We start from the raw sequence: 21,723 nt of genomic DNA, 5'->3' as shown, positions 1-21,723 counted from the left end.
GACGCAGGACGCTATCCGGCTCGGAAGTCGCGTTCGCTACCGGCCCACTCGCGGGCCCACTCGCGCAGTTCCACGGCGCGGATCTTCGAGCCGTTGCCCCCGACCGTGGTGGGCATCCGTTCGATGACATGGATCGCCGTGGGCACCTTGAAGGCGGCGAGGGTCTCGCGGCACCAGGCCCGAAGGGTCACCGAGGTCGTGTCCGCGGGTGCGTCGTCGGTGGGGACGACGAAACCGATCGCCTCCGTGTAGCCGCCGTCGCCGGTGATGCCGACGACCTTGGCCGTGGCCACGCCGGGATGCTCCGCCAGACGCGTCTCGATCTCGGCGGGGTCGACGAGGAAGCCGCGCAGGCGCAGGACGTCGCCCATCCGGCAGACGTAACGGAAACCCCCGTCGCCGAGGTCGACGGCGAGGTCGCCGCTGCGGAACCAACCGTCGGCCGTGAACGCGCGCGCGGCGGCGTCGGGGTTGCCGAGATAGGCGTCGACGACGTTCGGGCCGCGGAACTGCAGTTCGCCCTGTTCGCCGGCCGGGAGGACCCGATCGTCGTAGGGATCGGCGACCCGCAGTTCGATCGCCGTGTCGACCGCGCGTCCGCCACCGTTCCAACGCACCGATTCCGGATCGTCGGCGTTCCACAGCATCGCGAGGGCGAAGACCTCGGACGAACCGAACACACCGGAGGTGTGGGTGCCGAATTCGTCGCGCAGCCATCGGGCGATCTCGTGGGAGCGGCCGAGGAAGTCGGCGATGCCGACCCAGCGCAATGACGACAGATCGACGCGTTCGCCGTCGTGCCAGGCGTCGTAGAGACGGCCGAACAAGTCGTCGGCGCCCACCGCGTGTGTGACCCCGACCTCCCGCATCCGGCGCAGGACCGCATCCGGATCGAAGACCGTCTCCATGAGCAGCGCTCCCCCACCGGCGAGCGCCGCCATCGCGGTACTGAAACCGAAGACCCCCGAGACCGGGAGCACGCACAGCGCCACGTCGCCCTCGGCGACCTTCATGATCGCGGCGTCGGCGCGTCCGTGACGGACGACCGCGTTGCCGCGATGTGCGGCCAGCTTGGGCACGCCCGTGGAACCGGATGTCGTGAACGCCACCGCGATCCGATCCTCGGGATCGTCGTCGATCCCGGCCGGGGTGAGTGTCGCGGTGTCGGGGGTCTCGGGAGCGCTCGCGCCACGCGTGTCGCCGCTGCCGGCCGTCCACGCGCCTCCACCGAGATCGAAGTCGGCCGGGGACGCCGAGGGGTTCGCCGGTCCGGGCACCACCGCAACCACCGGGGTGGCCACATCGGGCACGGACGCCGCGGCCTCGGTGAGCCGACCGAACAGGTCGAGTCCGTGGAAGGCGGCCGGCACGGACACGACGGCAGGTCGTGCGGCGGTGAGTATGTGCGCGACCTCACGGGTGTTGTAGCGGGTGTTGACACCGATGACGTGGGCACCGAGCGCGGAGGCCGCGAACTGCCACACGAGTGCGTCGGACCAGTTCGGCAACATCACCGCGATGCACTGGCCGGCGCGCATGCCGATGCCGTCGAGTTCGCTGCGCACGGCCTCGACCCGGTCGCGGAACTCTCCGCGGCTGCGGGCCACCGCCACGTCGTCGACGATGTCGTAGGCGATCGGGGCATCCGGATTCGCGGCGACGAGCCCGTCGAGCAGTGCGGGCAGGGTGTCGGTGCGGGTGGTGGTCACAGCGCTGCCTCCTCGGGAACAGCGACCCGGCGCAGTTCACCGATCCAGGTGTCGGCGAGCGCGGCGAAGTCGTCGATCTCCTCCATCGGATAGTGCCCGATACCGGCCAGTGCCGTGAAGCGGGCGCGTCCGGGAAGTGCGTCGTTGATGGTGTCCGCTGCCCGGGCCACGGCGTCGGGGTCGATCCACGGGTCGTCGACGCCGGCGACGAGGTGGATCGGTGCGGTCACCCGGTCGAGGCGGTCGCGCACGTCGTGGGTTCCCCAGCCGATGAGGTCGGACGACGAGATCTCCGGGTCCTCCCGCTTGTGCATGAGCGCGATCGTGTGCGCCTTCACCTCCGGAACCGAACGTCCCACGGATGCAAGAGTTCCCAGATAGGTGCGCTCGGAGCGCGACGGTCCGGCGACGTCCTCGAGTTCGCGGCGCAGACCGGTGACGTTGACGCGGCCCGGGCCGGGCTCGGCTTCCATCGCCACGGCCCCGGACAGCGGACGGTCCGGGCGGGTCGCGAGTTCGAGTGTGAGCTTGCCCCCGATCGAGCAGCCCATGACGAACGGCCGGTCGATCCCGAGCGCGTCGAGCACCTCGCACAACCAGTCGCCGTAGGTGATCAGGCTCGTGACGGGGCCGCCGGGTGCCGGTTCGGAACGTCCGTGGCCGGGCAGGTCGGGGACGACCACCCGGTAGCCGCGGTCGGCGAGATCCCGGGCCGCGTGGCGCCACTGCACGCCGCTCTGGCCCGCAGTGTGGATACACAGGACGGTGGGCAGGTCGGTCGCGTCGAGCGCGTTGCCGGATCGTGCGTCGGGAGTGACGATCTCGACGAAGCCGAGCGCTCCGCCGATCTCCAGGTAGCGGGCCTCGATCATGAGCGGGCCTTTCGGGCGAGGGCACGGGCGTGCCCGATGATCGTGTTGAGCGGCTTGGTCAGGCGTAGGTATTCGTATCCGTCTCCGGTGGAGGAGAATTCGCCGCGGATGGCGCGGCGCATGAAGTCGTTCTCCTCGGACAGGACGAGATCGGTCCAGGCGTGGTCGGACGCGACGAAGGTGAACGTCGCGCCGTGCGGGGTGCGCCGGGTGACGTCGACGATCCGCCCCTTGTAGATGCGCAGGTGCAGTTCGATCTCGCCGCTGCGCAGTCCGATGGTGCCGTCCCAGGTGGACAGCGAGGAAGCAAAGTCCCGGTCTTCCGAGAGGCTCTCGGCGAGCAGTGCGCCCCAGGCGGGTGTGCAGAATTCCAGTTCGGGAACCGTCGGCTGTTCGTCGTCGAAGGTCCATGTCTCGGTGCCGGATTCGCGTACCGTGCCGGCCTGGTCCACGAGCCGGACGTAGCGGCGCGCGGTCCGTCCGGACACGCGGGTGATCACGGTGTCCGCCGATACGACGTCCGATGCGGAGACCGGATCGTTTGCGTTCCAGTCGAATCCGGACGGTACGCCACCGGGAACGGACGGGACGAGCGAGGCGACGGCCAGGGCACCGAGGACGGGTGAGTTCGCCGGTGCCACCGTACCGGAGGCGGTCAGGACATCGGCCACGGTGCAGGGTTCCGAGGCGGTGCGGTCCCCGACGGTGAGCGGGCGGGTGACGGTGTGTGCGCTCATGCCTGCTCGGGCCTTCCCAGGAGTTCGTCGGAGATGATGCGCATCTGGATCTCGCTGGTGCCCTCGAAGATCTTCGTCAGACGTGCGTCGCGCCAATGGCGTTCGACCTGGAAGTCGGTGGTGTATCCGGCGCCGCCGTGGATCTGCACGGCCTCGCTGGTGACCTGCTCGGCCATCTCGGTGGCGACGAGCTTGCACATCGACGCCTCGAGCGAGCACCGCCGGCCGGTGTCGATGTCGGTGGCGACCGAGTACATCAGCTGGCGTGCGGCCTCGATGTCGGCGGCCATCTTCGCGATCTTGAACCTCAGATGCTGGAAATCGCCGATGGGGCGGCCGAACTGGCGGCGGGTGTGCACGTACTCGATCGAGTCCTCGAGCGCGGCGCGGGCGAGGCCGATGGCGCGGGCGGCGGTGTGGGCACGGCCCACCTCGAGGCCGGAGACGGCGAGGTAGAAGCCCTTGCCCTCCTCGCCGAGCATCTTGTCGGCCGGGATGCGGAAGTTGTCGAACGACAGTTCCCAGGTGCTCCACCCGAAGTAGCCGATCTTGCGGACCTTGGTACCCGAGATGCCCTCGGGAAACACGCCGCGTTCCTTCTCGACGAGGAAGGCGCTGATGCCGCGATGCGGCTTGGCCGGGTCCTTGTTCGGGTCGGTGCGGGCGAAGAGCACGAGGTAGTCGGCCTCGTCGGCGTAGGTGCACCACATCTTGGTGCCGTTGACGACCCAGTCGTCGCCGTCGCGCACGGCGCGGCACGAGATGTTCGCGACGTCGGAGCCGGCCTCGGCCTCCGACAGGGCGTACGCGCCGAGGTACTCACCGCGCGCGACCTTGGGCAGCAGTGCCGCCTCCTGCTCGGGGGTGAATCCACCGCCCATGCCGTTGCCGCGGGCGAGCAGACCCGACACGCTCATCCATGCCCGCGACAGTTCCTCGGCCACGAGGCAGTACTCGAAGACGCCGAGCCCGAGACCGCCGTGTTCCTCGGGGATCATGATCCCGAAGAAGCCGATCTCGGCCATCTCCTTCTTGAGGGAGTCGGGGATGGCGCCCTGGACCGGGTCGAGTTCGTTGGCGACGGGCAGCACCTTCGTCATCGCGAAGTCACGGGCGAGGTCGCGGATCGCGAGGCGTTCCTCGGTGAGATAGCGCGGGGAATCGGTGCGCGGCTGCGAGGGGCGGTGGGTCATGGGAGGTGCACTCCTTCGATGGACCGGAGTAGGTCATTAACGCTTGTTCACCCAGTACAGCACGGCACCCATGACCCGTCAACGGTTCAGCGCGAATATCCGACCAGATTGAGCGCGTATCCGGCGAAATCGTCGGCGACCTCCTGTGCCGAGAGGGGTCCGCTCTCCCGGAACCAGAGGGGGATGCCGGCGCACATCGTCAGCACCGCGGTGACCCCTTGATGCACTCGTTCGATCGTGAAAAGTCCCTGCTCCACACCGTCTTCCGCGATATCGACGAAGAGTTGTTCCTGCGCGTCGCGTGAGCCCACCACGCGCTTGCGGTCGAGCGGGCCGAGATACCGCAGTTCCGAATTCGCCACCAGGCAGGCCCGCGGATTCCGCGCGGTGTACAGCGCGTGGGCCGCGACCGCCGCGCGCCACCGCTCGGCCGGATCGTCACCGACCTTGCGCAGCGCGTTGCGGGTCGCCGTGAACTGCTCGTCACTCGCGCGGCGGAGAATTTCCACGAGCAGTTCCGACTTGTTCTCGAAGTGGTTGTAGACGTTGGCAGCGCTGCAACCTGCGGCGTTGGCGATATTGCGCATCGTCGCCCCGTGGAATCCGCACTCGTAGAACTCGTCGAGCGCGGTCTCGAGAATCCGTTCCCGAATGGACGAGGACGCTCCGTTCGACCGGCTGTTCATCCCTGCACAGTAGGCACACATCGCGCCGACCAGCAAGAACCTTCCCGTTGACGGGCATGCGCACGCTTGTTATGGTCCAGCTCACATGAACGGACGTTAATAAAACGCACAACGGAGGATCTGCTGTGTCCAGTCCCCATCCCGGACCGTCCCTGCTCGACCGCATCACCCACCTCGAAGACCTCGAGGCGATCCGGAAGCTCGATGCGCAGTACTGCCGCCACCTCGACGACGGCAACTGGGACGCGCTCATGGAGCTGTTCACCGATGACGGCGAGTTCGACGGCCTGTCCCACCCGCAAGGAAAGGAGGAGATGCGCACCTTCTTCGCGGGACTCGCCGACGGCGGCCTGACCTCCTTCTGGCACTTCATCACGAACCTCGAGATCGACCTCGACGGTGACCGCGCCACCGTGCGCTCGTTCCTGTGGCAGCCGTGCGTCACCGACGGCACCCCCGCGATCGCGGCCGGTCGCTACAACGACGAGGTCGTCAAGGTCGACGGCCGCTGGCTCTACAAGGTCAAGCAGGTGCGTTTCCACTTCTTCGGACCGCTCGAGGCCGGGTGGGACGAGAACCTCTTCGCGCTCGACAGCGCCCGCGGCGCGGCGGTGCGGGCATGACCGACACCGTGAACGGCGTCCCCACCTCGTCCCCGGAGGACGAGCTCGTCTGGACGCGGATGCTCCGTCTTCCCGAGATCGCCGAGTTGCGTCGCCGACGCGCCCGCGTGACCAACACGCTCGGTGGCATTACCGTCGTGCTGTTCACGTCCTTCCTCGTCGCCTTCATCGGGTTCCCCGACCAACTCGGCGCCACCGTCGTCCTCGGCATCCCGCTGTCGCTGTGGGTGGTGTTCTCCCAGTTCGCCGGAACCTGGGTGCTGGTCTGGGCGTACTTCCGTCTCTCCCGCACCTACATCGGCCCCGCCGTCGACGACGCCGTGGTGGCCGTCGAACGGAACCGTCCCGCATCCGAGGAGGTCGCATCATGACCGGTGACGCCGATTATCTCGCCATCGCGATCTGCAGCGCCGTCATCTCCCTGACCCTATGGGTGACCTTCGCTGCATCCCGGCGCGCGAAGAGTGCCGACGGATTCTTCGCCGCAGGTCGCTCGATCTCGAGTTGGCAGAACGGATTCGCCATCGCGGGCGAATTCATCTCCGCCGGTAGCTTCCTCGGCACCACCGGTCTGATCTTCTCCAAGGGCGTCGACGGCACCGTCATCCTGTTCACGTCCGTCATCTCGTTCCTGCCGGTGCTGTTCCTCCTCGCGGAGAAGATGCGCAATCTCGGCAAGTACACCCTCGCCGACGTCCTCGTCTTCCGCACCGACTCGCGGAACGTGCGGGTCGCGGTCGCGCTGAGCACGATCGCCACCGGCACCTTCGTGCTGCTCGCCCAGCTCGTCGCCGCGGGTGTGCTCCTCGAATCCGTCTCGGGCATCCCGTTCTGGCTGTCGGTGGTGGTCGCCGGATCGCTCATGGGCATCTACGTCTTCGTGGGGGGCATGCTCGCCACCACCTGGGTGCAGGTCATCAAGTCGACGATCCTGTCGGTGCTCGCGATCATCGTGTGCTTCGGCATCCTGGCGCAGTTCGGGTTCGCATTCCCGAAGGTCCTCGACGCCGCAACCGACAACGCCGTCGCGGGCGACGCGATCCTGTCCCCCGGCCTGATCTTCGGCCAGACCAGCGCGATCAACCTCGTCTCCTACGCGCTCGCGTTCGCCCTGGGCACCGCCGGAATGGCGCACATCCTCATCCGGTTCTTCACCGTCCCCGAGGCCACGACGGCACGTCGCTCGCTCGGCTGGACCGTCGCGCTGTGCAGCCTGTTCTATCTGATCGTCATCGTGATGGGCTTCGGCGCCGCGGCCGTGCTCGGACCGAACGGCACCGATCTCGTCGGGCCCGGTGGCAACCTTGCGGCACCCGTCCTCGTCACCGAACTCGGTGGCGGAGCCGGCACGGTCGGTGGGTCCATCGCGCTCGCACTCGTCGCCGCGGTCGCCTTCGCGTCCATCGTCGCAGTGGTCGCCGGTGTCGTGATCTCCGCGGCCGGCACCTTCGCCCGCGACGTGTGGCCGGCGGTCACGCGGAAGGAACCGATCGAGAATCTCGACGCGGACGAGCAGGCCCGGGAGGACCAGGCCCAGGCCCGCATCGCCCGGTACGGGGCCGTGTCCTTCAGCGTCCTCGCCATCGGCCTGGCCATGCTCATCGGCGACGACACCAACATCACCTTCTTCATGGGCATGGCGTTCATGGTGGCCGGCAGTGCGCATCTGCCCGCTCTCGTGCTGAGTCTGAACTGGCGGCGCTTCAACGCCACCGGCGCGGTCTGGGGTGTGCTCACCGGTCTCGTCTCGACGGTCGTGAGCCTGATGTTCACCGAGGCCCTGTGGATGGGCAGCGGCCCCGCTCCCCTGACCATCCAGCTCCCGGTGATCGTCACCATGCCGCTCGGCATTGCCGCGTGCGTGATCGGATCGATCGTCGGCGAGAAGCGTCGGGGACGAGGCCGCCTCGAGGACGAGAAGTTCGCGGAGATGCTGGTGCGCGCGGAGACCGGCATCGGCGCGGAGGTCGCCGCCACGCACTGATCCGTCAGCGATATTTCGGGTTCGCGACCTTCAGCCGGTTCGCGGCCAACCCCCTGATCACCTCGGCGACCTGCGGGTCGTCGAGGTGATCTCGTCCTGCACGCACACCGAGGGCGAGTTCGGCTTCGGAGCGGTAGCCGAGCCCGGCGAGCCGCACCCGATAGGTCTCCCGCACCGCCGGGGCGAAGAGGGCCTCCCGTGCGGCGATGCCGAGAACGTGCGCCGCCACCCGGCTGCGGTAGCGGGTCTTCGCATCGGCGCCCGCCCCGACCTCCAGGACGAACTCGCGCACTGCCCCGAGCAGCTCCTCGACGGGCGGTGCTCCCAGGAACTGTGGGGTGGCGGGCGGAGTCTCCGTCTCGTCGTGGGGAGGGACGTCGAGCAGGTCCAGCAGGTCGTGTTCGCACTCGGCGACGCGCCGGCCGATGGCGAGCAGTTCGAGGGTGTTGTCGCCTCCCGTCGCCGCTGCGGCGGCCTGCATCCGGCAGATCACCGCCCACCGCAGCGAGCCGTAGACCTCCCACCAGTGGAGGACCTCGGGGTCGGGACCCTCGCCCGATTCGTCGGCGTACCCGCGGAACAGGTCGTCGCGGGAACCGAATCCGCCCACCGGATGCGGCGAACCGAAACGCCAGGTCCGGGTGCACAGCCACCCGAGGTCCTCCATCGGGTCACCGACGTGCGCAAGTTCCCAATCGAGCACCCCGCGCACGCCCTCCGCGTCGACGAGGAGGTTCCCGTTGCGGAAGTCGCCGTGCACGAACGCTTTCCCGGTCGCCGGTGGACGGTTGCGGAGGAGCCAGGCGAACGCGGCCTCGAGCGTCGGCACGGGGTTGCCGTTGGTGAGGTACTCGTCGAACAGGGAGGTCAGCGGGTCGTGTTCGGGCAGGTTCGGTACGGCCTCGATGTCCATGCGGTGGATCCGGGCGAGGATGCGTCCGAGTTCGTAGGGCAGTGCGGCGCGGACCTCGGCCAGATTCTCGTCGCGCAACAACTTCTGCGGCAGTGCCTCGCCGGGCACCTTCGACATCACGAGGTAGGCGCCGATCCCGGGGTGCGGTTCGTCGCCGCTGCGGTCGATCACGTCGGGCACGGGCACGCCGATGCGGGCGGCCTCGTCGAAGGACGCCGCTTCCATTGCGATCCTGCGTGCGTCCTCGCGTCCTGGCGGGTCGCGGCGCAGGATCAACTCCCGGGTGCCGCCGGTGGCCGACACCGCGGTGATCGCCCAGGTCTCGCGGCTCGCACCACCGGTGAGCCGTTCGATGCGCCGCAGCGTCCAACTGCCGTCGAGTACCGACGAAAGACGCTTCGTCAGTTCGTCTTTCAATTCACCGCTGACGCCACCCACCGCGACCTCCCCTGTTCGGTTTCCTGCGGTGGATACTCCCACGGTGATCCGCGGTGTGCGAGTACTTCGGCCGTGGAGGGTCAGGCCGCGAACCCCACCGCGCCGATCACCGGGATGATCGTCATGAAGACGATGGCGAGCGCGAACAGCGTGATCGTGATCTTCTTGTCCCAGCGTGATCGCGTCCCCGTCGCGGCGAGCATGAAGAAGACGAACCCCACGCAGATGGATCCGATACCGATGACGACGGGTGTTTCCAGCATGCCTCCATCATTACCCATCGCGGGTCGGCGCTTCGGGGTCGGTCATCTGTCGGCCGCCGGCTGGAACAGTTCGATCGGATTGCCGGCGGGGTCGGCGAGCAGGATCTGACGACCGCCCGGACCGGTCACCACATTGCTTCGGAGTTCTATGCCGGCACCACGCAGGCGAGCGATCTCGGCGTCGAGGTCGTCGACGACGAGGTGGATCCGGTTACGGCCCGGACCGACGAACTCCTCGGGGGTGGCGCGGGCCCCGGAACTCGCCGGCCCGGACAGCAGCAGCCGCAGCGAACCCCTGATCACATCGGCGAAAGCGGGCGCGGGGTGGGTGAGCACGGTGAAGCCGAGATAACGGGTGTAGAAGGCGACGGCCGCGGGCACGTCGTCGACGAGGTATCGGACGCTGACGTATCCGTCGGTAGTGGTCATCGGTTGCTCCTGGTCATGTTGTGACGGCATGGGTCTCGCACAGATATCGGATGCGGGTGTCGATCTCGGCCGCGATGACACGGAAGGCCGGATAGGTCTCTTCGTCGGCACCGCTGGCCGCCGCCGGGTCGGGGATACTCCAGTGGATCCGGCGAGTCTCGCCGTCGAATTCGGGGCATACCTCGCGGGCCTTGTCGCACAAGGTGATCACCGTGCCGAACCGGCGGCCGGCGAGGCTGTCGAGGTGGCGGGGATGTCGGTCGGCGATGTCGATCCCGAATTCTTCTCGCAGCACCCGCACCGTGTTCGGGTGCATGTTCCGTTTCGGGCAGGTGCCTGCGCTGGTCGTGTCGACGGTCCCGCCGGTGCGCTGCCGGAGCAGAGCTTCCGCGATTGCGGAGCGCGCACTGTTGCCTGTGCACACGAACAGCACCGGTGAGGGCGTCTCGGATGTGAACGTCACAGGCGGGCGGTTGCACCCCAACCCCGGATGCAGTGCGGCACCTACGCCGGCCAGCATCTCGGTGCACCGGTCGAGGTCGAGGTGGTAGTAGCTGTCGCGGCCGTCGAAGCTGCTGCGGGAAACCCGCACCAGCCCGCCGTCGCGGAGCAGGCGGAGGTGATAGGAGACGAGGTTCTGCGGCTCCCCGACCAGTGACACCATCTCCCGGACCCGATAGTCGCCGCCGGACAGCGCCGCGAGCAGCTGCCACCGCACCGGGTGGGCGGCCAACTGCACGAAGGCCGGGACAGGTTGACGCACCGACTTCATCACCCGATGATAGCACCAGATACATCAAATCATTTTGATTCAATTTGGATGCGCGCGAAGGAGCCGTGATGTCGGAGACGACAGGGACGGGCACGCCCGAGGGGTTACAACGGCGCCTCGGGGCGGCCGACGCAGTCGTGATCGGCCTCGGATCGATGCTCGGGGCGGGGACCTTCGTGGCACTGGCGCCCGCAGCCGGAGCTGCGGGGTCGGGCCTGCTGATCGGGCTCGCGGTGGCGGCAATCGTGGCGTACTGCAATGCGTCCTCGTCGGGACGGCTGGCGGCACGGTACCCGGTCTCCGGTGGCACATATGTGTACGGACGCGAACGGCTCGGCGAGTTCTGGGGATATCTGGCAGGCTGGTGTTTCGTGGTCGGCAAGACCGCCTCGTGCGCGGCCATGGCGTTGACCGTCGGCCTCTACATTTGGCCCGAGCAGGCGCACGCGGTTGCGGTCGCCGCGGTCGTGTTGCTCACGGCGGTGACCTATCGCGGTGTCCAGAAGTCGGCACTGGCGACCCGGATCATCGTGGCGATCGTGCTGGCCGTACTCGCCGCGGTGGTTGTCGCAGGGTCTACCTCCGGCTCCACCGAGGTGGCCCGACTCGGGTTCGGCACCGACATCACCGTGGGCGGGGTGCTGCAGGCGGGCGGGTTGTTGTTCTTCGCCTTCGCCGGGTACGCGCGGATCGCCACCCTCGGCGAGGAGGTACGCGAACCGGCGCGCACGATACCGCGCGCGATCTCGATGGCACTGGGCGTCACCCTGCTCGTCTATCTGGCGGTCGCTTCGGTCGCGCTGCTGGTACTGGGCCCTCGCACGCTGGCCGAAGCGACTGCACCGTTGTCGAGTGTGGTGACCGCGGCCGGGGTCGAGTGGTTGGAGCCGGTGGTGCGCGCCGGGGCCGTCGTTGCCGCTCTGGGTTCACTGCTCGCCTTGGTGCTGGGAGTGTCGCGCACCACCTTCGCGATGGCACGGGACCGGCATCTGCCACACGCGCTGACCGCGGTGCACCCCCGGTTCGCGGTGCCACATCGAGCCGAACTCGCTGTCGGAGTGATCGTCGCGGTCGTCGCCGCAACCGCAGATGTCCGTGCCGCGATCGGATTCTCGTCGTTCGGGGTGCTGGTCTACTACGCCGTCGCCAACGCCTCCGCCTGGACGCTTCCGGGCGGGCGACGCGGGCGCATCATCGCTTCACTCGGGCTGGCCGGATGCCTGACCCTGGCGTTCACGCTGCCCGGCTCATCGGTGCTCACCGGTACGGCCGTGATCGCAGTGGGCGCGCTGATCTACGCCACACGTCGGCGCTTCAGGTACCAGCCGGAACCGGTTGAACCGCAACGGTAGATCCGTCAGAAATGAGATGCCCATCGGCCTACCGCCGGTCGGAGGTAGCGCCACTGTCGGGCCGAAACGCGCCGTGGGAGGTCATCGGCACGTAGTGCTGCAGGATCACCGCCGCGGCCGGTCCGTCGCCCGGTCGGTCGGCGCGCAGGACGAGAAGCCTGCTGCCCCTGCGCGCAGGCTGGTGTTCGAGCGTCAGCGATCAGCCGCCGCCCTCGGCGTCGCTGCCGGTGCGAACAGAGGTTCACAGACGGTGGTGCCGGCCTCGGCCGTGTACCGGTTCGTCGTGCCCGTACGGTGATCGATCATGGTGACCGAGTCGGGATCCCCTCCCGGGACCGATGCCGACGCGGTGTAGCTGTAGCGATGCTCGGTGGTGGCGAACCGCGGGTCGAGTCGAGGGAATTCGCATCCGTGATCGTCGAGCGCGGTGGCGGTGATGCGGCGGGCCCTGCGGTCGACGGTCAGCCGAGTGAGCGTGCCACCGAAGGCCGGTCCGGCATCGCCCCCGATAGTTGCGCAGGTGACCGTTCTACCCTTCCCAGCCGCCGGCCGGATCGTGCGCGACGAGTTCGACGACGGTGCGATCGCCGGCCTCGTGGGCGTTGGTGACGTGAAAGTGGAACAGCGCGTCGTGTTCGAAGGTCGCCGGGTCACCACCGTCCCGCGACACCAGGACGATGGTGGTGCCGAGTTCCGGTCGGTACGACAACGCATCGTCGAAGGGCGCAACCCCAGTGCAACCGGGACGGGATTCCGAACCAGCAAGGGTCCCAGCACGAACACCATGTGCCGATCGGTCAGCGCGAAGTCGTGGACGAATCCGAGCTCGGGAATCGGGATCGTCGCGGGCCCGTGCAGCCGACCACCACGGTCCAACCATCTATCGCCGGTACGCATCGAAGGGCCATCTGCTGGGCGTCATCGTGAACCACGAGCTCGACACTCTCGAACAACTTGTCCTCGGTCGCCTGCGATTCGCCGACGAACCGTGGCTCATCCGCTCCGAAAGGGCAGCACACTGGTCGACATCGTCACCGAGGGGGCACTGAAGCACATCACCGGCCCACCCCCTGGCTGCGCACCTCGGGCCGACCCCGGAGACAGCAGTGGAATTCATGGTGGGCGTGGTCTTCAGCCAGTTGCTCTCCCCGCCCGGCACATGACCCACGCCGACGTCGCCGCGTATGTCACGAACGCGATCTACCGTCCTGACTCACGCGGATCAGCGGTTGAGCTGCGCGATCCGTCCGGTCAGCAGCGTAGCGAACGCCGTCCACGCCGAGTACGGAGCCAGCGCGGCCCCCGCAGCCGGATTCGCCTCGGCCGTCCGGCGGGTCAGATCTGCGGTACTGGCGGCGAGTAGGGCGGCGACCACAGTGGCAGGCATCAACCGATGCCACTTGAAGAACACCCACGACCACGACGCGTTGAGAACGAGATTCGTAGCCAGAGCCGCGATGTAGTTGCGACGACCCGCGTAGTCGTCGGCGTCGGTGTACTCGTCGATCGCGACGGCCGAGGTGACAGCGATATCGGCATACAGCGCCGTCCAGACGATCGGGAACGCCGCGGCCGGAGGCTGGAAACCGGGCTTGCGCAACTTGCGGTACCACCGGGAGTCCGTGTCCTGGGAGGCGATCGATCCGACGATCGCGGTGGTCGTGGTGGCAGCGGCGGTCGCGAGAACGGTACTGAGTCTCATGTCTGTCGGCTCCTGTGGATGACGGTTGATCGTCGGCTACCCGAGCCGAAGGCGCACGAAACGGACACCTCGGTAGGGTGGCGGGCCGGGAGGTCGACATGAGTGGATTGCAGTAGGTCGGTGACGGGGTCTGGGCGTTCGTGCGCACCCCGGGCGGTTGGGGTGAGGCCAACACCGGGTTGGTCGTCGCACCGGGAACGGCGTCGCTGGTCGTCGATACCGCATGGGACGTCGCATGGGCGCAGCGCATCGCCGAGGCGCAGGCACCGCTGGTCGCCGATGCTCCGATCACCGACGCGGTGAACACCCACAGCGACGGTGACCACTGGTGGGGCAACGACACGCTGCCGCCCGACGCGCGGATCACCACCAGCGCCGCCGCACTGGACGGGATGCGCGAGGATCTCCCACCGCGCGCCCTCACCGTGCTGGCCGGCACGGGCTCCCTGATCCGGCGCGTCCCCGGCCCCATCGGTGCGGCCGGTGCCTACATGGCGCGGGTCCGCGGCGGTGCCCGATTCCCGCGCCGCACCCCGCGGATGCCCGACACGACCTTCGCGACCGCCACCTCACTGGACATCGGTGGTCGCACGATCGAACTCGAGCAACTCGGACCGTGCCACACGGCCGGCGACCTCGTCGTCCGCGTGGCCGATGCCGGGGTCGTCTTCACCGGCGACCTGCTGTTCATCGGGTCGACGCCGATCCTGTGGCACGGCCCGCTCGACAACTGGTTGTCGGCGCTCGACCGTCTGCTCGGCTGGGACGCCGCGGTGTACGTGCCCGGACACGGACCGACCTGCGGTGCGGCGGAGATCCGAGCACTGCGCGACTACTGGCTGTGGCTGCGCGATGCCGCCCAGGATCATCACCGGGCCGGACTCACCCCGCTCGAAACAGCACGGAAACTCTTGCTCACGAAAGATTTCGATGCGTGGCGTCACTGGGAGTCGCCGGAGCGCATCGCACTGAGCCTGAGCACCCTGTTCGACCAGTGGAACGGCAACCCACCGGCACCGCCCACCGTGAGGCGACGCGCTGCGGCCTTCGTGACGGCCGAAACACTGCTGCGCGAAGGAGCATTCGAGGCGTCCTGACCGCCGGTCAGGACAGGTGCTTCGGCTCCGGGGTCGTCTTGTGCGACCAGTCCGATCCCGCGGGCGCGGTTCCGAGCACATCCGGGCACTCGTCGTCGCGACTTCCGGCGGGCGTCAGGGAGATCACGATCGACTTGTAGGTGGGGCAGTTGCTCTTCAGTGCAGTCGAATCGAGCGGGACGAGAGGGTTGGTCTCCGGATAGTAGGCGGCCGCACTTCCCCTCGGCAGGTCGTACTCGACGATCCGGAACCTCGTGGCGCACCGTTCGCGGTCGTCGCCGTCCCATCGTGTGAACAGGTCGACGAAGTCTCCGTCGTCGAAACCCAGTGCGGCGATGTCGTCCCGGTGCATGAACACGACGCGACGGCCGCCCTCGATGCCGCGGTAGCGGTCGCTGAGGCCGTAGATGGTGGTGTTGAACTGGTCGTGACTGCGCATCGTCTGCAGCAACAGATGCCCCGGCGGGACCTGAACCACCTCCACCGGCGAGACGGCGAATTCCGCTTTACCCGAATCGGTCTCGAAGCTTCGGGTGTCGCGGGGCGGATGCGGCAGGATGAACCCTCCCGGACGCCGGACATTGACCTCGTACCCTTCACAACCCGGGACGACGCGGGAGATGCGCGAGCGGATGTTCGCGTAGTCGTCGCGCATCGCCTTCCAGTCGATCCCGTAGCGGTCGCCGAGCGTGGCCTCGGCGATGCCCGTGATGATCGCGACCTCCGAACGCACGTGCTCGCTGGGCGGTTTCAGCGGTCCTCGGGAGGCGTGGACCGCGCACGTCGTGTCCTCGACCGACACGAACTGCGGTCCCGAGGCCTGGACGTCCTTGTCGGTACGCCCGAGCGTAGGGAGGATCAATGCCGTTCTGCCGCAGACCAGATGGGAACGATTGGGTTTCGTCGAGATGTGCACCGTCATGTCGATACCTGCCATCGCCTCCGCGGTGACAGCGGTGTCGGGTGCCGCCTGCACGAAGTTGCCGCCGAGGCCGAGGAAGAACCGCACCTTGCCGTCGCGCATCGCCTTGATCGAATCGACCGTGTCGTAACCGTTCTCACGAGGAGGATCGAAACCGAACTCCTTCTCGACCGCGTCGAGGAAACTCTGCGGTGCGCGTTCCCAGATCCCCATCGTGCGGTCGCCCTGGACGTTCGAGTGTCCGCGCACGGGCATGAGGCCGGCGCCGCGCTTACCGATGTTGCCCTGCGCGAATGCGAGATTGCAGATCTCCTTGATGGTCGCGACCGCGTTGCGGTGTTGAGTCAGGCCCATGGCCCAGCAGAAGACCGTTGCCTTCGAGCGTCGCAGCATCTGCGCAGCCTCGGTGATCTGCTGACGCGACAGGCCGGTCGCGGCGACCACCTCGTCCCAGTCGATGTCCCGGACGTGTTCGACCCATTCGTCGAATCCCCGGGTGCGGCTCTGCACGAAGTCGTGGTCGAGCGCGTCCCATTCGACGAGCAGCGACCCGAACGCCTGCAACAGCGCGAGGTCGCCATTCACCTTGATCGACAGATGCAGGTCGGACAGATCCGTTCCCCGACCGAGCACCCCGCGCGGTGTCTGCGGGTTCCGGAAGTTGACCAGCCCCGCTTCGCGCAGCGGGTTGATCGTCAGGATCTTCGCGCCGTTCTGCTTGGCCTCTTCGAGTGCGGTGAGCATGCGCGGGTGGTTGGTGCCGGGGTTCTGCCCCTGCAGGATGATCAGCTCGGCGTAGTGCACATCGTCGAGCGTGACGCTGGCCTTGCCGATGCCGATCGACTCCTGCAGCGCGATGCTCGTGGACTCGTGGCACATGTTCGAGCAGTCGGGCAGATTGTTGGTCCCGAACGCCCGCGCGAACAGCTGGTACACGAAGGCCGCTTCGTTCGATGCCCGTCCGGACGTGTAGAAGGTGGCCTGATCGGGGCTGTCCAGCGACTTCAGCTGTTCACCGATGAGGGTGAAGGCCTCGTCCCACTCGATCGGGGTGTAGTGCGTGGCGCCGGGCCGCTTGACCATCGGATGCGTGATGCGGCCCTGCTTGCCGAGCCACAGCTCGCTGTGCTCGGCCAGTTCCGCGATGCTGTACCTGGCGAAGAAGCTCGGGTCGGCACGTCGCTTGGTGCCCTCCTCGGCGACGGCCTTGGCGCCGTTCTCGCAGAACTCGGCGATCTTGCGATGACCGGGGTCGGGATCGGGCCACGCGCAACTCGGGCAGTCGAACCCTTCGGCCTGGTTCAACTCGAGCAGTGCCTCGACCGAACGCACCAGCCCCATCTGCTCGAGGGATCGCTTCACCGCCACGGCGACGCCGGTGACACCCGCTGCGGCCTTCTTCCGGTCTTCGACCTCGAGGTCGCCTTCGTCGTAGTCGGCCCGCCGGTCACGGTTCCGCATTCGATCACCTCTCCCCACGCACGATTTGCCGAGGAGTACCCCGGTCCGCCGCCTGCCGAAACGGGTCGGCGATTACGCCCGGACCCGCATCGCGCAGCCCCACCCGGACGTACTCTCGGGAAATGGGACGGTCGAAAATGCTCGGAATCCCGGCCGCTGCGGCGGCCGCTGTCGGTGCCTACGATCTTGTGCAGAAGCGACATTCGCTGCTACGCAACTTCCCGATTCTCGGGCACGGTCGCTATCTGCTGGAGTCGCTGGGACCCGAACTGCGGCAGTACATCACGACGAACAACAACGAGGAACGGCCGTTCAACCGCGATCAGCGCCGGTGGATATACGCTTCGTCGAAGAACGTCACCAACACCTTCGGATTCGGCAGCGACAACGACATCGAGTACACCGACGGGTACACGATCATCAAGCACCGCACGTTCTCGGACCTGCCGCCGTCGAGTGCCCCTCACGGGGGCGACAAGGTGTCGCTCCCGTCCGCGAAGGTGCTCGGCGCTGCCCGGGGACGTACCCGTGCCTTCCGTCCCGAGTCGTTCGTCAACATCTCGGCGATGAGCTTCGGTTCGCTGTCCGGTGCCGCCGTGGAAGCACTCAACCGGGGTGCCGGGACGGCCGGATGCCTGCAGAACACCGGTGAAGGCGGCCTGACGACGTACCACCGCAACGGCGGAGAATTGATCTTCCAGATCGGCACCGGCTATTTCGGGTGCCGCGACGAGGACGGACACTTCGACCTCGCACGACTGAAGCGGGTCGTCGAATCGGCACCCGTGCGTGCCCTGGAGATCAAACTCAGCCAAGGCGCCAAGCCCGGACTGGGCGGATTGCTACCCGGAGCCAAGGTCACCCCGGAGATCGCCGAGGTCCGTGGAATCCCCGTCGGCAAGGACTGCGTGAGCCCGTCGCGGCACACGGAGTTCCACGACATCGACAGCCTGCTCGACTGGGTCGAACTGCTCGCAGCCGAAACGGGACTTCCCGTGGGGATCAAGTCCGCCGTGGGCGACACGACCTTCTGGGACGAACTCACACGCCAGATGAGCGAGACCGACCGCGGAGTCGACTTCGTCACCATCGACGGCGGCGAAGGTGGAACCGGCGCTGCACCATTGGTGTTCGCCGACGCCGTATCGCTTCCGTTCCGCAGCGGCTTCGCGCGGGTCTACGCGACATTCGCCGAAGCCGGCTTGACCGACGACGTCACCTTCATCGGTGCCGGCAAACTCGGCCTGCCCGACAACGCGGTGGTGGCGATGGCACTCGGATGCGACATGGTCAACGTCGCCCGCGAACCGATGTTCTCGATCGGATGCATCCAGGCGCAGAAATGCCATACCGACCGGTGCCCCACCGGAGTGGCGACGCAGAACCGTTGGCTCACCCGAGGACTCGACGTCCCGACCAAGGCCGACCGCGTCGCCGACTACATCGAAGCCCTCCGCCGCGACGTGTTCAAGATCGCGCAGGCGACGGGTGTGGCGCATCCCGGCCTCATCACTGTCGACGACATCGAGATCGCCGACGGCAATCGACGCGCCGTCACCCTGCGGGAGCTGTACGGCTACCGAGACGGGTGGGGACTGCCGTCGCAGGCGGACCGGGAGGAGATCACGCGTCTGATGACCGCGGAAGCGGTGACGACACCGGGTGGGACGGAGGAGTCGACGGCGACCTCGTAATCACCTGTGGTCAAGAGATCGACAAAGCGATGCGGCCGATAATGCCTCGTTATGTTAACTAGTGATTTTCGGACGTTGCATGTGATGACCGATCCCTCTGCTCCGATCGTCGATACCGGGCGCGGCGTGTCCGGAAAGTCGATCCGACCCCAGTCTCGGGCGAGACGCCGCGAAGCCGTCACCGACGGCGATTCCAGCCACTGGTTCGATCACTGCGGATCGGCCGCCACAGTGTCGCAGTGACACGCGAATGCCGTGTCCATTACAGAGCAACGCCATGCCGCCAGTGGCGACCGCACATGGGACACCTCTATGTCCGACAGTGCGTTGGGCACCGCGAAGGCATCACGCCCCGGAGTGTTTCTACGGCCCCCCGGCCACCATCACCCCTTCCGCATTTGATGGATAATCTATATTATCTAGCAACAACGGACTGGCGCCTACCGTTCCTCAATCGCGGCCGACGACAGTCAGGAGACCACCTACCGTGACCGTGATGTTCCTGCTGCTCCCTGGAGCGCTGCTCCTGCTGATCGGACACCAGTGGAGCCGCAGCACGACCGAAGCTGCCCCGAAGGTGGCCGCCCTCTCCATCCAGGCCTGCGGCGCTCTGACCATCGGTGTGGCAGCGCTCGCTTCCGCCGCATCCTGGACGGCCACACTGCCGATCCTGCTGAGCTCGACGATCCTGCTAGCGATGTGCGCGTACGCGTACGTCCGCGTCCGGCAGACTATCCAGGACCCCGACTAACCCATCACCCAAACCCAGGACCACCGCATGCCCAACGTCGGAAGTCTCATCGCCCGATTCGACGAGTTCCTCGTCTACCGCAGCACCGGCAAGCCGTCCGAAGCCACCCTCAAGGCCTACCGACAGGACTTCACCGCGATCGCCGAACTACTCGCCGCCCACACCGGCGTTCCGGCCCACGACCTGGCCTGCAATGTGGTCGACAAGGACCGGATACGCGCGGCGTTCGCGGCTTACGCCGACACGCACTCCCCCGCCTCGATCCGGCGCTGCTGGTCGACCTGGAACGCCCTGTGCAGCTACCTGTTCACCTCGGATCTGATCGTCGCGAACCCGATGGATGCGGTCCTGCGCCCCACGGTCGCCAAGACCGTACCGAAGGCCTTCGACCAGGACACGGTCGAGAAACTGATAACCGCGCTGACCACCGGCGAGGACGACAACGCACACGCCTGGCGCGAACGCGACCTCGCCATCGTCCTCACCGCACTGCTCACCGGATGCCGACTGTCCGAGCTGGTCACCCTCAACATCGGGGACTTCCGCGACCTCGACGACGCCGGCCGCGTCAAGGCCATCACCGTCCACGGCAAAGGAAACAAACAACGCGTCCTCACCGCCGAGCCCGCACTCGTCGACGTGCTCACGTCCTATCTCGACTCGCGCCTGCAGCGATTCCCCGGCAGCGGCAAGGCCCGCACCTCCCCCACGGCTTCACCCTGGCGCCGCCTACGTGCCACGGACCCCCTTTTTCTCGGTGCCGATGGGGAACGCATCACCGCACCTACCATCCAGTACCGGGTCGAGCGCGCTTATCGCCGCGCCGGCATCAACGGACAGCGCGCGAAAGGCGCTCTGGTCCACCAACTCCGGCACACCTTCGCGACTTCGCTGGCCGATAGTGACGTCAACGTTTACACCCTGATGGTGTTGCTCGGGCACGAGTCGATGACCACCACACAGCGTTACACCCAAGGCGCCGGCAAGGAAACCCGCGCAGCCTCGGCCACGAACCCGGTCTATCGACTCTTGGACAGTCAACGGAACGGACAGTAACGCGACCGTTCCAGGCCGACGCGAGCAGCAGTCCCGTGCCCTCCCTGAGAACTATATGCCCGGCACCGACTCGGTGAGCACTATCCGATCGCATGAGATGTTGGTGCACAACCACTTCCGCTTTGACCACTCGAGGGCGAGACGGTCCGGACCGATCTGCACATCACGGGGTCGGGTGGTGATCCAGCCCTTCGACCGCGTCGACTTCTGCCCGCACTGCGGGCACACTCCGGCCCACCTGGGGGCGGTGCCGAGCCGCATGACCCGACTGCCGTCGTCGACGCGCTGCACCGCTTCGACGACGATGCCGTCGAGATCGAGCAGCAATGAGCCACTACTGTGGAGCATGCCCGCGTTCCTTGCTGGTCCGGTTGCCTGAAGAACGCCCAGCTCACCTACCAAGTGCGTAGAGCCATCAGACCGGCAGCTGGATTACAAACTTGCAGCTGTAGTACTAGCCGCGGAAATCGACGCCGACTCAGCTCGAACACCACTCCCCTCGCTTGTCGGCTCCCCTAAGACGATCTTGATGAACGACCGGCTCATCGACGCGATGGTAATCCGGCTGCTACCCGTCCGAATGCCAGCTCCAATGCGTCACGGTGGTCCATGAGCCCGGCACCACTTGGATCAGAACGCCCTGATCGCTCCCTGAAGCAGGGTTGCTAATCCCTCGGCAGCACCTTCTGGCAACTCTCCAAAGAGACGTCGGTGCACTTCAGCCACTCGATTCTGCGCATCTTCTACGAGTGCCATGCCGTTCTCGGTAGCAAGAATTCGCTTGTTGCGGCGATCAGACCTGTCGGGCACGCGCTCAACAAGGTCACGCCGTTCCAGTTCATCGACCAAGGCGACGATCTGGCTCGGGTCCAAGCCCAGCGTGCTTGCGACATTGCGCTGCGTGACACCGTCTTCATTCTCGCAAGCCAGGACAAGCAGAGAGTACGGCCGCACCTTCAACTCGAGCGGAGCGAGCACTCGGTTCGTCTGGGCTGCGACAAGTCCGCTGGCACGCGATAACAGGAACCCGAGATCGTCCTCGAGTCGAAGCGGCCGCGATCGGGTCATC

General features: G+C 67.1%; 22 protein-coding genes and 2 pseudogenes. 9 read left to right on the top strand and 15 right to left on the bottom strand.

Annotated elements, in window-relative coordinates:
• Positions 1 to 11: 11 nt before the first annotated feature.
• The 5 genes from BLV31_RS03815 to BLV31_RS03795 form a co-directional block, all read right to left on the bottom strand.
• Positions 12 to 1,709, bottom strand: coding sequence for an AMP-binding protein (locus BLV31_RS03815; protein ID WP_064061475.1), 1,698 nt, complete (start codon positions 1,707 to 1,709; stop codon positions 12 to 14).
• The gene (locus BLV31_RS03810; protein ID WP_024102387.1) at positions 1,706 to 2,581 is read right to left on the bottom strand and encodes an alpha/beta fold hydrolase; all 876 of its coding nucleotides are present in this window, start codon (positions 2,579 to 2,581) and stop codon (positions 1,706 to 1,708) included. Before BLV31_RS03810 ends, BLV31_RS03815 begins: the two co-directional genes overlap by 4 nt.
• Positions 2,578 to 3,318 (bottom strand): hypothetical protein, encoded by a 741-nt coding sequence (locus BLV31_RS03805; protein WP_033097486.1) that lies wholly within the window; start codon positions 3,316 to 3,318, stop codon positions 2,578 to 2,580. Before BLV31_RS03805 ends, BLV31_RS03810 begins: the two co-directional genes overlap by 4 nt.
• Complete coding sequence (locus BLV31_RS03800; RefSeq protein ID WP_006553121.1) at positions 3,315 to 4,511, bottom strand: acyl-CoA dehydrogenase family protein; 1,197 nt, start codon at positions 4,509 to 4,511, stop codon at positions 3,315 to 3,317. The genes BLV31_RS03805 and BLV31_RS03800 overlap by 4 nt, the downstream gene beginning before the upstream one ends.
• A gap of 86 nt (positions 4,512 to 4,597) precedes the next feature.
• On the bottom strand, positions 4,598 to 5,197 hold the full coding sequence (locus tag BLV31_RS03795; RefSeq protein ID WP_033097487.1) for a TetR-type transcription factor C-terminal domain-containing protein: 600 nt from the start codon (positions 5,195 to 5,197) through the stop codon (positions 4,598 to 4,600).
• A 125-nt stretch (positions 5,198 to 5,322) separates the two neighbouring features.
• On the opposite strand from BLV31_RS03795, the gene BLV31_RS03790 reads away from it, so the two are divergent.
• The 3 genes from BLV31_RS03790 to BLV31_RS03780 are packed head-to-tail and all read left to right on the top strand — an operon-like array spanning position 5,323 to position 7,804.
• Positions 5,323 to 5,820 carry a nuclear transport factor 2 family protein gene (locus BLV31_RS03790; RefSeq protein WP_006553119.1) on the top strand — a complete coding sequence of 166 codons (498 nt, stop codon included), beginning with the start codon at positions 5,323 to 5,325 and terminating at the stop codon, positions 5,818 to 5,820.
• On the top strand, positions 5,817 to 6,191 hold the full coding sequence (locus BLV31_RS03785) for a DUF485 domain-containing protein (RefSeq protein WP_006553118.1): 375 nt from the start codon (positions 5,817 to 5,819) through the stop codon (positions 6,189 to 6,191). The genes BLV31_RS03790 and BLV31_RS03785 overlap by 4 nt, the downstream gene beginning before the upstream one ends.
• Positions 6,188 to 7,804 (top strand): solute symporter family protein, encoded by a 1,617-nt coding sequence (locus tag BLV31_RS03780; RefSeq protein WP_016692584.1) that lies wholly within the window; start codon positions 6,188 to 6,190, stop codon positions 7,802 to 7,804. Before BLV31_RS03785 ends, BLV31_RS03780 begins: the two co-directional genes overlap by 4 nt.
• Before the next feature lie 4 nt (positions 7,805 to 7,808).
• Here the strand turns inward: BLV31_RS03780 and BLV31_RS03775 are convergent, their stop codons facing one another.
• From BLV31_RS03775 to BLV31_RS03760, 4 genes are all read right to left on the bottom strand, one after another.
• Positions 7,809 to 9,155, bottom strand: a complete 1,347-nt coding sequence (locus BLV31_RS03775) for a phosphotransferase family protein (protein WP_064061476.1) — start codon at positions 9,153 to 9,155, stop codon at positions 7,809 to 7,811.
• Between the two features lie 80 nt (positions 9,156 to 9,235).
• Positions 9,236 to 9,418 carry a hypothetical protein gene (locus tag BLV31_RS03770; protein ID WP_006553115.1) on the bottom strand — a complete coding sequence of 61 codons (183 nt, stop codon included), beginning with the start codon at positions 9,416 to 9,418 and terminating at the stop codon, positions 9,236 to 9,238.
• 42 nt (positions 9,419 to 9,460) lie between these two features.
• Entirely contained in the window at positions 9,461 to 9,847 is a 387-nt protein-coding gene (locus BLV31_RS03765) for a VOC family protein (RefSeq protein WP_064061477.1), read from the bottom strand.
• Between the two features lie 13 nt (positions 9,848 to 9,860).
• Positions 9,861 to 10,619: an arsenate reductase/protein-tyrosine-phosphatase family protein gene (locus tag BLV31_RS03760; RefSeq protein WP_064061478.1), complete on the bottom strand. Its 759-nt coding sequence runs from the start codon at positions 10,617 to 10,619 to the stop codon at positions 9,861 to 9,863.
• A gap of 68 nt (positions 10,620 to 10,687) precedes the next feature.
• Here BLV31_RS03760 and BLV31_RS03755 point away from each other — a divergent pair, with 68 nt between their 5' ends.
• On the top strand, positions 10,688 to 11,971 hold the full coding sequence (locus BLV31_RS03755; protein WP_064061479.1) for an APC family permease: 1,284 nt from the start codon (positions 10,688 to 10,690) through the stop codon (positions 11,969 to 11,971).
• 94 nt (positions 11,972 to 12,065) lie between these two features.
• Entirely contained in the window at positions 12,066 to 12,269 is a 204-nt protein-coding gene (locus BLV31_RS25335; protein ID WP_064061480.1) for a hypothetical protein, read from the top strand.
• On the opposite strand, the pseudogene BLV31_RS26065 reads toward BLV31_RS25335, so the two are convergent.
• From BLV31_RS26065 to BLV31_RS03740, 3 genes and pseudogenes are all read right to left on the bottom strand, one after another.
• Positions 12,248 to 12,409 (bottom strand): annotated as a pseudogene (locus BLV31_RS26065) (carotenoid oxygenase family protein); the annotation flags it as partial. The gene BLV31_RS25335 and the pseudogene BLV31_RS26065 sit on opposite strands and share 22 nt — an antisense overlap.
• A gap of 91 nt (positions 12,410 to 12,500) precedes the next feature.
• Positions 12,501 to 12,680, bottom strand: a complete 180-nt coding sequence (locus BLV31_RS25325; RefSeq protein WP_039583908.1) for a carotenoid oxygenase family protein — start codon at positions 12,678 to 12,680, stop codon at positions 12,501 to 12,503.
• A 513-nt stretch (positions 12,681 to 13,193) separates the two neighbouring features.
• The gene (locus tag BLV31_RS03740; RefSeq protein WP_006553109.1) at positions 13,194 to 13,673 is read right to left on the bottom strand and encodes a TspO/MBR family protein; all 480 of its coding nucleotides are present in this window, start codon (positions 13,671 to 13,673) and stop codon (positions 13,194 to 13,196) included.
• Between the two features lie 140 nt (positions 13,674 to 13,813).
• Between BLV31_RS03740 and BLV31_RS03735 the strand changes: the two genes are divergently transcribed.
• Positions 13,814 to 14,770: an MBL fold metallo-hydrolase gene (locus tag BLV31_RS03735; protein WP_248846287.1), complete on the top strand. Its 957-nt coding sequence runs from the start codon at positions 13,814 to 13,816 to the stop codon at positions 14,768 to 14,770.
• A 7-nt stretch (positions 14,771 to 14,777) separates the two neighbouring features.
• Here BLV31_RS03735 and BLV31_RS03730 read toward each other — a convergent pair whose 3' ends face one another.
• Positions 14,778 to 17,153, bottom strand: a complete 2,376-nt coding sequence (locus BLV31_RS03730) for an FdhF/YdeP family oxidoreductase (protein WP_039583911.1) — start codon at positions 17,151 to 17,153, stop codon at positions 14,778 to 14,780.
• A 122-nt stretch (positions 17,154 to 17,275) separates the two neighbouring features.
• On the opposite strand from BLV31_RS03730, the gene BLV31_RS03725 reads away from it, so the two are divergent.
• From BLV31_RS03725 to BLV31_RS03715, 3 genes are all read left to right on the top strand, one after another.
• Positions 17,276 to 18,847: an FMN-binding glutamate synthase family protein gene (locus tag BLV31_RS03725; RefSeq protein WP_174556248.1), complete on the top strand. Its 1,572-nt coding sequence runs from the start codon at positions 17,276 to 17,278 to the stop codon at positions 18,845 to 18,847.
• A gap of 487 nt (positions 18,848 to 19,334) precedes the next feature.
• Entirely contained in the window at positions 19,335 to 19,598 is a 264-nt protein-coding gene (locus BLV31_RS03720; protein ID WP_064059984.1) for a hypothetical protein, read from the top strand.
• A gap of 27 nt (positions 19,599 to 19,625) precedes the next feature.
• On the top strand, positions 19,626 to 20,654 hold the full coding sequence (locus BLV31_RS03715) for a tyrosine-type recombinase/integrase (protein ID WP_064059985.1): 1,029 nt from the start codon (positions 19,626 to 19,628) through the stop codon (positions 20,652 to 20,654).
• A 54-nt stretch (positions 20,655 to 20,708) separates the two neighbouring features.
• Here BLV31_RS03715 and BLV31_RS03710 read toward each other — a convergent pair.
• Both BLV31_RS03710 and BLV31_RS03705 read right to left on the bottom strand, forming a co-directional pair.
• A pseudogene (locus BLV31_RS03710) lies at positions 20,709 to 21,049 on the bottom strand (transposase family protein); the annotation flags it as partial.
• 235 nt (positions 21,050 to 21,284) lie between these two features.
• On the bottom strand, positions 21,285 to 21,722 hold the full coding sequence (locus BLV31_RS03705) for a MarR family winged helix-turn-helix transcriptional regulator (RefSeq protein WP_072740454.1): 438 nt from the start codon (positions 21,720 to 21,722) through the stop codon (positions 21,285 to 21,287).
• Position 21,723: the final 1 nt, after the last annotated feature.

The organism is Rhodococcus pyridinivorans (genome assembly GCF_900105195.1).
GTDB classification, from domain to species: domain Bacteria; phylum Actinomycetota; class Actinomycetes; order Mycobacteriales; family Mycobacteriaceae; genus Rhodococcus; species Rhodococcus pyridinivorans.
This window is presented reverse-complemented; position numbering and strand designations above follow the sequence as displayed.